Annotated in this window: 7 protein-coding genes; 3 read left to right on the top strand and 4 right to left on the bottom strand. The window is 60.1% G+C overall.

Going from position 1 to position 12,991, the window contains the following annotated elements; genetic code table 11:
- Positions 1 to 651 precede the first annotated feature (651 nt).
- Together L1A08_RS07010 and L1A08_RS07005 are read left to right on the top strand one after the other, a co-directional pair.
- Positions 652 to 1,668 carry a histone deacetylase family protein gene (locus L1A08_RS07010; RefSeq protein ID WP_238755600.1) on the top strand — a complete coding sequence of 339 codons (1,017 nt, stop codon included), beginning with the start codon at positions 652 to 654 and terminating at the stop codon, positions 1,666 to 1,668.
- 108 nt (positions 1,669 to 1,776) lie between these two features.
- Positions 1,777 to 6,321, top strand: coding sequence for an outer membrane protein assembly factor BamB family protein (locus tag L1A08_RS07005; protein WP_238755599.1), 4,545 nt, complete (start codon positions 1,777 to 1,779; stop codon positions 6,319 to 6,321).
- A 338-nt stretch (positions 6,322 to 6,659) separates the two neighbouring features.
- Here the strand turns inward: L1A08_RS07005 and L1A08_RS07000 are convergent, their stop codons facing one another.
- The 3 genes from L1A08_RS07000 to L1A08_RS06990 form a co-directional block, all read right to left on the bottom strand.
- Entirely contained in the window at positions 6,660 to 7,376 is a 717-nt protein-coding gene (locus L1A08_RS07000; protein ID WP_238755598.1) for a hypothetical protein, read from the bottom strand.
- A gap of 566 nt (positions 7,377 to 7,942) precedes the next feature.
- Positions 7,943 to 8,536: a putative metallopeptidase gene (locus L1A08_RS06995; protein WP_238755597.1), complete on the bottom strand. Its 594-nt coding sequence runs from the start codon at positions 8,534 to 8,536 to the stop codon at positions 7,943 to 7,945.
- Between the two features lie 46 nt (positions 8,537 to 8,582).
- Positions 8,583 to 9,635 carry a hypothetical protein gene (locus tag L1A08_RS06990; protein WP_238755596.1) on the bottom strand — a complete coding sequence of 351 codons (1,053 nt, stop codon included), beginning with the start codon at positions 9,633 to 9,635 and terminating at the stop codon, positions 8,583 to 8,585.
- 570 nt (positions 9,636 to 10,205) lie between these two features.
- On the opposite strand from L1A08_RS06990, the gene L1A08_RS06985 reads away from it, so the two are divergent.
- Entirely contained in the window at positions 10,206 to 11,498 is a 1,293-nt protein-coding gene (locus L1A08_RS06985; protein ID WP_238755595.1) for an MFS transporter, read from the top strand.
- Positions 11,499 to 11,988: 490 nt separating this feature from the next.
- Here L1A08_RS06985 and L1A08_RS06980 read toward each other — a convergent pair whose 3' ends face one another.
- Positions 11,989 to 12,909 (bottom strand): hypothetical protein, encoded by a 921-nt coding sequence (locus tag L1A08_RS06980; RefSeq protein ID WP_238755594.1) that lies wholly within the window; start codon positions 12,907 to 12,909, stop codon positions 11,989 to 11,991.
- Positions 12,910 to 12,991: the final 82 nt, after the last annotated feature.

The following is a 12,991-nucleotide window of genomic DNA, read 5'->3' as shown; positions in this document are numbered from 1 at the left end:
GAGTCGGGAGAACGCGAGAAGGTCTCGAGCCCGGACAGCGAAACTGCCGCTCCGAGTAGGGCCGCGAGAACTTGGGCAGACTTTATATTTCTGATCAGTGAGAACACAACATCCCCTGCTCTGGTATCTGTTCGCGTCATGTCGAATCGCATGCGAGGCCGGGAACCGGAACGGCCGCCGAAAGGGAGCTCAGTCTCTGCGGCGCAGTGAATGGCAACACGGACCGAACATCGCATAGCGCGAGTTTATTATGAAGCCCCTGTCTCCCTATGCCAAGAGAATAGCTTCCGAAACACTTATACGTCGAACGTGCCGGTCTCTGGTGGGCGGCAATAGGCCTGAAAAACTGGTTTTTAGGATTTTTCCGTTCAATGGAACAAGGTTCGCCCGGAAATGAACACGAAACGTGCGGCCAACCTGGATGCAGAAAACCGTGAGATCCCGAGAGATTGGATCAGAATGAAGGACGGATCTCAACAGATCGGAGTTCCGGCAAAACGCCCGAATCCCCGAAAATCGGCTGTGCGGTATTGTACGATCCCGCGAGCCTCATGAAAATATGGTGAGCCTGCAAACTTCGTATTTTCACGTTGCCTGCCCCTGCAGCCTTCCGATTCCATCGGCTTTTCAGCGGATACCTCCTGAATCAGCATGCCTGTCGCCGACGAAACAACTCGTTGTCTCTACTTACATGACGAACGGTTCCTCGATCATCGAACCGGCAGCCATCCGGAGACTTCGCTCCGGCTCAAGAGCATCGAAAAGATGATGCAGCCGATTCTCGCTGCCGCTGATCCGGCTGATCTTCGGGCGCGGGAAGCACAGGATCCGTTCAATGCCGAGCATCGTGAAGAACTTCTCGACCTGCTGACAACGGTCCACACCGCCTCTTATCTGCATCGACTCGATCAATTCGCGGTTCATGGCGGAGGCAACTGGGACGCCGATACTGTGGTCTGTGCCGATTCTTACGATGTGGCCCTGCTGGCCGCCCAAACCGCGATCGATGCGGTCGATGCAGTCATCTCCGGTTCTGCGAGAACGGCGTTCTGCGCCATGCGGCCGCCGGGACATCACGCTGTTGCCGACTCGGCGATGGGGTTCTGCCTGGTGAATAACGTCGTCGTTGCCGCCCGGCATGCCGTCAAAAGGCATGGCCTGAAGCGGGTGCTGATCGTCGATTGGGATGTGCATCACGGCAACGGCACGCAGGATCTGGTGTACGAAGACGAACAGATCTGGTTCTTCTCGGCTCATCGCTGGCCGTTCTATCCCGGCACCGGGGCAGCGGAGGAGACAGGAACGGGGAAAGGTCTGGGGACGATTCGCAACCTGCCGTTGCCGGCCAACACGACACCTGAGCAGTATCTCAAGGCATTCGAAGAGACCCTGGGATCGTTTGCGGACAAGTGTCGCCCCGAACTCGTATTAATCAGTGCCGGCTTCGACGCTCATCGTCTCGATCCAATCGGCTCGCTGAATCTCGACACCGAAGATTTTGGCCGGTTGACTCGATTTGTCGGCGAAATCGCACGGACGCACGCCAAAACCCGGATCGTCTCCCTTCTTGAAGGTGGATACGACCGCGACGCTCTGGCGGCCTCGGTACGGACTCATGTGGAAACTCTGAGCAGCGCGGATCTGCACTCCGATCGGACAGGGAATTGAGTACCGCATGAGGCTGAACTAGAATGAATGATGACACGGGGACAATTTGATGGGCCAGCGGTGGTTCACAATGCCATTTTTCCAGTAGAACCGAGCAAAGTACGCAGCATGACGAGCGTGAAACTTCCAGCTCCTGTCCCCCGCCTCTGTTCCCGGACTGTTCGCTGGAGCCTCCGACTCGCGACCGTTCTCGTGTTCTGCTCTGTGGCTGTGCCGTCTGCATGGGGCCAGCCGCTGCAGATTCTTGATCCGATCATCATCGACGACCAGGACCCCGACGACATTTCCGGCTGGTATCGCGTCGATGTCGAAACCGACTTCCAGCGACGGTTTCAAACTCTGGAGAACCTGATCGCCGCCGACCGCACACTCGATGCGGCCACTGCCCTGCAGTCCGTCATCGACTACCCGTCCGACTTCGTGGTCGTCACCGGGGAAGCCGAGTCGAGTCTGAAACGAAATTTGATTCCGTGGGTCGAAGACCTTTCGCCCGAGATTCTGAAAGCTTACGACACGCAGTTCGATCCCGACTGTCGGCATCTTATTTCCCAGTGGGAGCAGACCGGCGATGCGTCGCTTCTTCAGGAAGCGAGCCGGCGTTATCTGCATACGAAATCAGGAGGCACGGCTGCCTATAAACTGGCGAATTACTACCTGGACCGCGGAAACTTCACGGCCAGCCTGATGCTGTTTCAGCGACTGATGATGATCGAGCGGCACACAAAAACGCTGTCCCCCGCCCTCGATCTCCAGACGGCGATCTGCATTTCCCAACTGCTGTCGGTCGATCAGGCGAACGACTTTCTCGCGGAGCGACTGGGCGACAAACCGGTGAAGATCGGCGGGCAGCAACTTTCCGGCGAGCAGCTTCGAGAGTTCATCGCAGCCCGTCACGACGAGCTGGCTGCACAGTCGACGACAGAGACGCCGCTCGCTCCGGCGAACTGGACCATGTATCGTCGTGACGCCGCCCGAAAACAACACGCGGCTGACTACAACATGCTGCCTGAACAAAGCTGGCAGACCGATCTGTTGCCTCATCTGCTCCCTGAACGACTGCCGCGTGCGAACTGGGTCTCGGAACTGATCGAAGCACTCATTGAAGGGCTCCATCACCGGGAGCTGACCACGCTGCCGGCCTGGCATCCCATTATCGTCGAGGACCGGATCATCGTGAGCAGCTTCGGGAACGTCGCGGCGTTCTCGCGGGACGATGGTCAACTCCTGTGGAGATCTTCGACCGGCGATCGCGTGTTCGAGTTCCTGCTCAATGAAAGCCTGATCGAACGGGCGAACGTGATCGAGAACGGCAGCGTCTCGGAACTGCGCGATTATATCTGGCAGCATCTCGTGGCCGATCTTGTTTCGAGCACACTCAGCAGTGACGGGAAACGCGTGTATGCCGTCCGCGGTAACGGACTGGCCACGACCCGGCCTGTGGTGGGCATCGTTCGGGATGCCTCAAACGTGGCGATCACGCCAACGGACTCCAATCTGTTGACCGCGTTCGACCTGGAGACCGGACAGATCCGCTGGCAGATCGGAGGAATTCACGGCCAGGGGGGCGATCCCGATCTGGCCGGTCACTATTTCCTCGGGCCTCCGACGATCGTGAACGACTCGCTGTTCGTGATGACCGAGAATGGAGCCGAACTGTTTCTGGTTGAACTCGACGGTCGGAATGGACGGGTCCTCTGGATGCAGCCTCTGGCTCATCCGCTCACTCCGATTCTGGAAGACCGTCCGCGTCGACTGGCCGGAGCGATGCCGACCTATATGGCTCCGTACCTGATCTGCTCGACCAATTCCGGAAGCATCGTGGCCATCGATCTGCATCTTCGTGAGATCGCCTGGATGATGCCTTATCTGAAATTCGAGAATTCCTACGGCCGCTCCCCGTTCGATCGGATTGACCGCCGCGGAGCACGGAGTATGCAGCGAGCCGTCGATCTCCTCGATGGCGACCACTGGCAGGATACCGTGCCGGTCGTCTCCGGCGATGTGCTCCTGGTCGCCCCGACCGACAGTCAAGATCTGATTGCGATCGATCTGCATTCCGGTCAGCAACTCTGGCTCGAACCCCGGCAGGACGGAATGTTCGTTGATGTCTCTCCTTCGGGCCAGATCCTGATCGTCGGCAAGCGTTCCGTGCGGGCGCTCTCCCGGGATGGAAAGGAGATCTGGACGTTGCCGCTGGCGGGAGATCCGCCAGCCGGGCGAGGCGTTTTCCGGGGCAACACTTACGACTTGCCACTGCAAAGCGACGAACTCTGGTCAATTGACCCCACAACCGGCAAGCTGCTCGCTGCCAGTCAGCATTCCGCTCCGCTGGGCAATCTGTTCGTGAGTGAGGACCAGCTGCACGCAGTGGGCGAAGGCAAGCTGACCGCATTCAAGTCGCTTACTCAGTTGCAACAGGAGTTCTCCCCCGAAGCGGACACGCCCCGGAATGCCACGCAACTGGCTCTCGAAGGACAGCTGCATCTGCACCAGGGGGATATTCAACAGGGGTTGAGTCTACTTCAACAGGCTTACTCACTGGACCAGTCTGCTCAGGTCGCCCGTCAGATTACCCGCACGCTGCTCACCGCCGACGGTGCGACTCTGGAACTCGACGAGCGAACCATTCAGGAACTCGCCCGGTTGATGGTCTCGACCGACCACTCGGCGGAGATGGTCTTTCGCTATGTTCAGGCCCTGCGGAAACTCAACCGGCCCGTGCAGGGCTTCGAAGTCGTTCGATCACTGCTCGACTCGCGGAAGGATTCCGGAGAGCTGATTTCGGTCACGGCAATGCGCCACGTCAGCATTGCCAGTCTCGCCAGCGGGATGGTGCTCGATCTGTACAACGACTGCAATGACACTCAGCGTGCGGAACTGCTCGCCTCCGCCCGGACGCTGCTGCAGAACACGACCGCGCCGGAGACACTGCTCCACTATCATCCGTTATTCGTGCTGCCAGGACTGGAGTCGGAATATCGTCTCACGGTCTGTCGCCTGCTCGATGCCTCATCGAATCCGCTGCTCCTTGAACGACATCTGCTCTGGCTTATCAGTCACGGCTCCCTCGAGTTTCAAGCCGAGACGCTGGCCCGCATGACCGAGCTTCTGCTCAGCCGCGACCGAAGTGCAGCCGCTGCTCGCTTTGCCGCTCGACTCCGGCAGGACTTCCCCAATACCCCGGCGCTCCAGCAACAGACCGGACAACAGCTCGTTGAGATGTGGCAGACGCAGCATCCTTCCCTGCAGAAACTTCTCAGCCCGGAACCGGTCGAACCTGCCCGGTATGCCTACAACGTGAACGTGAACCCGGACCAGGTAGCGGGCTCGCGGGGCGATATCGCCGTCACCGTGCCGCTCAAGGTGTATCAACATTCTCCCTGGGAGGACTGGACCTTTTCTCTGCTGCAGACCCTCGAACTGATCACCGGTTTCGATGAGCGGGGCAAGGAGCAGTGGCGGTTTCATCTCGGAACTGAAATCGGCCGCAGCACTTCGCATCGGCTGCATCTGCAGGGGCATCTGGGCATCTTCCAGACCGACGGCGAGATCTACGGCTTGAACGGCTTTGATCTGTCTTCCAAGTACGCCGCCAAGCCGACGTGGTCGCTGCGGTATGGATCGGGAGACCTGCAGGGTCGCGGCTTCCTCCCCTCGCCGGTTGTGCATGTGCTCGGCCCGACGCCGTTGATGGCCGGCTGGAGCGTTGAAGCGGGTCAGCTCACGCCGCCCGTCGATCAGCATCTGCCGATCCGCGATGGCGATCGCATCCGCGTCATCAATCCGCTCACCGGAACGACCCAGTGGGAAATGCAGCGGCCCGAATCGGAGCAGCCGGTCGTCTGGGCCGAGGACGATTCGCTCTTCATTCTGCCGAGTTCCGGACGCTACTGCGAAACCGTTCGCCTGGTTGATGGGGGACAGTCGCGGAAAGTCGACCTGCCAATTCACGATGAACTTCGCGCCCTCAGCGGCTCTGTGGTCGTGCTTTGGGAACGAATTAACATGCAATCGGGCCGACTGCTCGGGTTCGATCTCAAGGCGGGCCGCACGCTGTGGTCGCTGAATGTCAGCGGCTCGATCGCCCTCGCTCAGCTCGACCACGAACGGCTCGCGCTCTTCGATGTCGGGCCAGGAACACTCCGGCTGCTCGATCCCCGCTCGGAGAATCCGGTCTTCTTCACGACCGAAGTCGCCGACTCCCCTGCCCGCTCGCTGTATGTCACCTCGGACCCGCAAACGTGGTACGTCCATCTGACCAGCAAGCCGGACAGCACTTCGCAGAACCTGGGGCTCGAAGCCGGCATGGATGTCAACGGCCCGGTCGTCGCCATCAGCCGCGATGAACCGCGAAAACTGTGGCAAAGCTCGATTGATCAACTCCGGTGGATTCCCGGCCAGTCAGCCGATCTCCCCTTCCTCATTTACGGAGCCAAGGTCGAAGTGATCCAGCGGGACGAAAACGGCGAACTGGCCCAGCAATACTACAAACCGACCCTCCGCATCCTCGACAAGCAAACCGGCGACCTGATCACCGAACTCCCGGAAGACGTCACCGGCACCCTGATGCGTTTCGTTCCCGACTTCGACAAGAACGAATTCACCTTCGAATTCACAAGCGGAGCCTTCACCATCCAGGCAACAAAACGGTAGCCACGCCGGAGAGAACGCGAATCACACCACAAGGTTGGCTCAGACGCGTGCGTCTGAGTGACGCAGTCACAGGAAGCACGTCACCCGCGTGGAGCGTCTCCCGACACTGCTCTCTATAAAGCGTCCCCCTGCAGGGGTGGCCCTGATAGCTCCGCTATCAGGGCGGCGAAGCCGTAGGAGGACGCCGTTTGGCGTGAGCAAAATTTCAACCTTGCTGCGTCTTTCCTCTCGAATGAAGTCTCTTGCCAAGAACCCCGTCCAACTCCGGTCTCCCACGGCTGCGCCGCCCCGAAAGAATCTTTCGGGGCCACCCTGCGAGACGAACGCCGCCAAGTGAACTATATCGTCTCGATCGCTTTGGACTGTCCCACGGTCAGACTGAACTCGTCTTCATCGGCGATCGCTTCCGGTAACCAGCGGATGTTTTCGAACCAGCGGTTGAGATAGGCTGGGAACTTCTTCGTATCGCGAAACCCGGCTGCCCAGGCGATAACACCAACCAGCCAGATCAGTCCTGCGAGAGCCGCGACGACTTCGGCGTTGTAGTAGACGAAGTAGAGAAACGCCCCGAGCAGACCGAGCAAGGCCGCCAGCTTTAGTTTGCTCTTGAGTCGAGCAAAGAACCGATCCGACTGGAAACGCGACTGGCACTGTTCGCAAAGCAGCAATGGAAAACTGGTTGCCGTGTAGTGTTCTTCGGAAGAGGCGGTGTGAAGAGCAACTCCGGTCAGCGTCGGCCGAATGCCACCATCGCTGGCGACAACGCGCTCTTCCATCACTGTCAGACAACAGGGCGTCGCGAACTGAGCCTGAGTGGAGTTGCAGCCGTGACAGAGCCCATTGAACGGAGCTTCGCCGGCGCGAGCCGTTTGTCGTACCTTCTCAATCGGCCGCAGATACGGATACTTGTCCCCCGACATCTCTCTCAGCGTGATGCTGTCCGGAATCATCACGGACTTGCTGCACGACGGGCAGGCGCGATCGGTCCCAGCGTGGTACAGTTCCACACGAAGCTGACTGCCGCAGTCGCAGTCGACGTAGTAAGTTTCAGGCATGAAAAGGGCATCCTCGCTGAACCCGAACGGGTGGTGAATCAGAACATCCCGTCCATCCTACCGCTCCAGCCACCGGTTGTCATGTCCACCTCCCGCTTTCAGACTGGCATACAAAAGGAGCGATCGCTGGCTCCTCGGCAAGAAACCGTCCAACTCCATTCTCCTACGGCTGCGCCGCCCCGAAAGAATCTTTCGGGGCCCCCCGGAGAGGACGCGAACACACAACAGGGTTGGCTCAGACGCGTGCGTCTGAGTGACGCAGTCACAGGAAGCACGTCACCCGCGTGGAGCGTCTCCCGACACTGCTCTCTATAAAGCGTCCCCCTGCAGGGGTGGCCCTGATAGCTCCGCTATCAGGGCGGCGAAGCCGTGGGAGGATGCAGTTTGACGAGGGGGGAACATTCAACCCTGCTTCGTCTTCCTCGTGAATCAAGTCCCTCACCAATAAGCCGTCCAATCCCGGTCTCCCACGGCTGCGCCGCCCCGAAAGAATCTTTCGGGGCCACCCTTTCTTGCGGGGCTCCCCCTTTCTTCTGGGGCCACCACTGGTAAGGCGTCAGCAATCCTCACGCAGAGCGTTTATCGTCCACCGGGATCAACTTGGGTTGAGGCAGGCGTCTGCCGACGATGCGGCCGTGGCGGTTGACGAGGCCTTTGAAGTTCGGCTGCAGGAAGTCGAACAGTTCGGCCGGCGGAGCGAGTTGCAGGTACTCGTCGACGTAGCGGTCCATGAGCCGGTCGTATTCTTTCTGGCTCGACGAGTGGGCGTGGTAGCGGCCTTCGAAGCGGCGGATGTCGCCGTCGAAGTGCGGGCTGATGTGATACAGTTCGTGCAGAACCGTGATCATCTTCTCGCGGAACGTATTGTCCTGGAATCGCGGCAGGTAGAACGTGAGCAGGTAGAGCATCTCGTGGCGGCCGAGAAAGACCCGCTGGACGGTCCACGTGCGGCCCCGCATCTTTTTGGTGAGGGCCCCGTCTTCGAAGCGCAGCGGCGTGAGCTTGGCCTGGACGCCATAAATGCCCGGCGTGCGCGCCTGGGCGAAGGTGACGGCCACCTGTTCCATGCAGATGTGCTGAAAGACTTCGATCCGCTCGCAGACGTCGGTGCATAGCCGCGTCATCGCATGCGTGAAGTCAAAATCCTGTCGTCGGCTCATCGGATGCTTGCCCTGCATGGGCTTTCAAAGTTGTGACCGGCTGCTGCTACTCGAAAGGGGACTTCGTGGCAGGAGCCGCATTCAACGGTTCATAACGCTGAATGTGGAACTGACTCTGCATATTAGGCGAAGAGCCGGCTTCGATAAACCCCTGAAGCCGATAGCGACTGCCTTCCTGGAGCCCTTTAAGCACGTCCGGCGAACCGGTCAGCAGCAGCTTTCCCTGAGGCCCCGGAGCAAACTCCAGCATCAGGCCGCCCGTCTGCGGATTGCGGCGGACCGTTCCTTCCAGGGAGTTGTCAGCCGAGGCGGTTTTCGGATCGCTGAGCGGCGGAGCCTGCAGTTCGAACAGATCGTTGGCCGGTTGCGGCTCGCTCGTGGCGGGCGTTTCTGCCGGCGAGGCCTGCGGGCGACTCGTCACAATGGGTGGCTCGAACATCTCGCCCGAGGTCTGCTCGATCCCGGCCGACTGCGGCTCTTCGGCAGCGAAGGTCGCCTGAGCAACCATCCCCGACTGCTCCTCAGCTTCCGGGCGGAAGTTGCTCTGCTTCTCGAAGTACGGCGAGTTATTGCTGCTTGTCGGATCGTTGTACCGCGGCACGGAATTGCCACCAGAATTCTGGGTGGGCTGCGACGGTTGTGCCCCGAACGGCGGAGCGTTGTTGCCGTTCCCCGGCGGCGAATAGTACGTGTCGCCGGGCATTGACGAAATCGTCGACGGCGGGAGTGATCCGGTTGGAACGCCCTGGCCATACGGCGAGCCCATTGGAGCCGGCGTGCCATACGAAGGGGCTCCATAAGGAGCAGGCTGAGCTCCGTAGGGAGCGGATTGATACGGTCCGTACGGGTTCTGGTAGTACGGCTGATAGCAACCGGCGATGGTCAGAATCACCGGCACAAGCAAAGTTCGTTGTGAAACGAACCGGGTGGTCGTTTTCATGATGGCATCCTTGCGCACGAACGGCAAAAAGACGGAAATCAACGAAGAGATCGTCTTCCCCGGATCTCGTCGCATGAATTCGACTCGACAATCCCCATTGTCGATGATGCCGAACTCGTCCGTTTTCTGGCCCTGCTGACTGCGATCATATCGGATCACAGACAGATTCATTTCCCCCCCGGCAGCCAGGCGTCCCGTAATGGGAAACATTCGCTGCGCAGGTGACATAATTCTCGAAAGACCGGACGTGCCGGTCCCCGAAAGCGCGGATTGTGCGCGAAACCCGATTTCATGTAAACCCCGAGTTTCGAACATGGCTCCCAGCCCCAAAATCCACTACGTTACGCCCCGAGTAGGCTCGGGATAGCCGCAGGCGTATCCCAGCACGATCGACGTCCAACACTGTGTTCAACGCCCCTCTAAGAAAGGGGTAGCCCCGGTTGCTCCGCTACCGGGGCCGACGCAGTCGGCAAGAGGTCTCAGATCGACTCTTGCTCCCTCGCAACGCCTTAACAACAGTGAAGTGAAGATAAACCACAGAGACACAGAGAACACGGAGAGCAGTCACCAACTCATCGTTCCTACGGCTCCCAGAGCTTCTGGAAATGGTCGTTGAAGCTCTCGAACACCGGTCTACCCCAGTAGATGCTCTGTGACCTCCGTGTCTCTGTGGTTCAACAAACCTTTCACCACCCACATCCCCCAAGAGTGAAATCCCCGGTGAAGCAGATGGACGATCAGACGCCGGTGCTTTCTCCGGAGACCGAGCGGCTCAGTCGGAGTGTGGTGCAGAATCAGCTGCTTTTCTCGGCTGGGTATGCGCTCACGACCGGCGGCTTCCTGTATTACTTCGCCAGTCATCTCGGAGCCGGCACGCGGACGATTTCGATTCTGCTGGCGTTGCCCGAGCTGGTTGGCGTCCTGGCTGTCTTCACGCCGGCTCTGCTGATTCTCTTTCGGAACCGCAAGCGGCTCTTCGTCGCCAGTTCGATTCTGGCCCGGCTTTTTACCGTTCTGATCCCCGCCGCGGCTCTGCTGCCCGACGACGACCTCCGGCTGCCGGTTCTCATCGGCGCGTTGGCCGGTCAGGGAATTCTGCAGGCGGTCGCTTTCACGGCGTATCTCTCCTGGCTGAGCGATCTGGCTCCGGAACGGAACTGGGGCCGGTTCTTTGCCCGACGCGATATCGCCAGGCTCGCCGTGCTGATCGTGGTGCCGCTCCTGGCAACGTCGATCAAGAGCCAGCTGCGAACCTCGGCCGAGTTCTGGGAAACGATCGGCTACATCGCCGTGTTCGTGATCGGCAATCTACTGCAACTCGTCTCGCTCATTCCTCTGTTGAAGTGGCCCGCCGTTCTCGCGGAGCGGCGAAGTTCGCCCGACGATTCAGCCCGACTCGATGACCGCCAGCCGCGTCCGCCGCTGCGGGCGTATGTCGGCATCGTGCTGTTTTCGTGGTGGCTGTCGTTCTTTCAGGGACTGACGCAGACGGCGTTCTTTCTCATCACCTATCGACAACTCGGACTCAGCCTCCGGAACTACTATCTGCTGACCGGAACCATGTATGCTCTGCAGATGTTCGCAGCCGCCTGGGCGGGCCGCATCGGCGATCGATTCGGCTACCGGGATCTTCTCCTCTGGAGCACGGTCCTGGTCGCGACGTCGGTTCCCTGCTGGATGTTCAGCCTGAACGGCGACCCCCGCTGGCTCATCCCGGCGTACATGATCTGGGGACTGTTCGGCGCGGTGAATCTGGCTCTGCAGAACCTGCTGCTGAAAGTGACGCCGCGACATCGCAACACCTTCCACCTCGCATTCTGCCGCCAGGGAGCAGGCCTGATCGCCGGCCTCACCGGCCTCGCCGGCGGCTTCTGGCTCGACTCCCAAATCAACCCCAGTGGAGTCCGAACCGAAGGCCCGGGTGCCCTGGAACCCTTTCTGATTCTCCTGCTGATCTCATTCCTCGGCCGAATCCTCGCCCCGGCCTGGCTGCTGTTGATCCCCGGGAGAGTGGGGAGGTAGCTGGGGCCGCGGTGGCCGTGGGAGAAGGCCGTTTGGCGAGGGGGAGAATTCAGCCCTGCTGCGTCTTCCGTGTGAGTGAAGCCGGTCACCAATAACCCCGTCGAACTCCGTGCTCCAACGGCTGCGCCGCCCCGAAAGAATCTTTCGGGGCCACCCCGGAGGGGACGCGAATCACACAACAGGGTTGGCTCAGACGCGTGCGTCTGAGTGACGCAGTCACAGGAAGCAGGTCACCCGCGTGGAGCGTCTCCCGACGCTGCTTTCTATAAAGCGTTGCCCCTGCAGGGGTGGCCGTGATAGCTCCGCTATCAGGGCGGCGAAGCCGTAGGAGGATGCCGTTGGACGAGGGGTAAAGATTCAACCCTGCTTCGTCTTCCTCTCGGAGAAAGTCCTCACCAATACGCCGTCCAATCCCGGACTCCCACGGCTGCGCCGCCCCGAAAGAATCTTTCGGGGCCACCCTTTGATTCGGGGTGTTGACAGTGGATCCTTACCGATCCACCGTGGGCAGCAGTAGTTTCAGGGTGGGCAGGATTTGGGTGTTGTGGGTGGCGGCGGCTTCCCAGTTGGTTTGCTGGACCTGGGGGGCGGCTCGCCATTCGGGGTTGCGGAGGGCGGCGTGGGCGATCGGGGTGCGACGCATCAGTTCGGCCAGGTAGATTCCGTCCACGATTGCCGTGCCAGCCGCCGCGTCGGGCATCGTGAGGATGCGAAACTCCTGCGGGAACTGGTTGGCGTCCGGCATCTGCGGCCACTTCAAAGCGACCTCGTCGTTCACTCGAATATTGCTGAGCATCATCTCCGGGCCGTCGCCGGAGACCGGAGCGATCTTGAAGCTGCGCAGCCGGTAAGGCTCGTGGCCGTCGAACGTCGCAACCGCCTGCCCGCCTCGCTCGCTGACTTGGGACGTGAGCACCAGTTGCCCCTGTTCGTTCCGGGTGAGCGAGCCGCCGGTGATGTCGGGGTTGTTGAACAGTGAGTGCAGATCGACCAGGAGCTGATAGTCGTCGGTGCGGCCGAGACCATAGTCGAGCTCCATGCCTTCGCCGGTGTAATGAATGCGGAAGTTCGGCCGGGCGTCGTCGCCCATGGCAATCGTGCCGGTCGAAATATCAAAGAAGGCACAGTCGCTGCCCGAAAGGAACCAGACCGGAGCGTAATCTTCCCCGGCAGCCGTGAGCATGCCGACCGTCTTGTCCTTCTCCCAGCAGATCAACGTATTGACCGGCACCTTGTAAGGCATGTTGACGGAGAAGCGAAAGCTGAACCCGGTGATCGACTCATCGGTCGTCGTCAGCACCGGCACCTTTTCGATGAGCTCGGCTACCGTCGGCTCGGCGGCGGAGACGCGGCCGGCACTTGCAAGCAGAAGACATGTGACGGCGGCAATCCGGGCGATGAATCCATTCATAAGAGGAGGTCCTGATCCAGGATGAGTGTGGCGATTCCATTCGAAGCGGAAGCATACGGAGCTGCCCAATAGTGTCAATCCG

Source organism: Rubinisphaera margarita (assembly GCF_022267515.1).
Lineage (GTDB): Bacteria > Planctomycetota > Planctomycetia > Planctomycetales > Planctomycetaceae > Rubinisphaera > Rubinisphaera margarita.
Note: the sequence above shows the minus strand (reverse complement) of the source record. Positions and strands in the feature narration are given on the sequence as shown.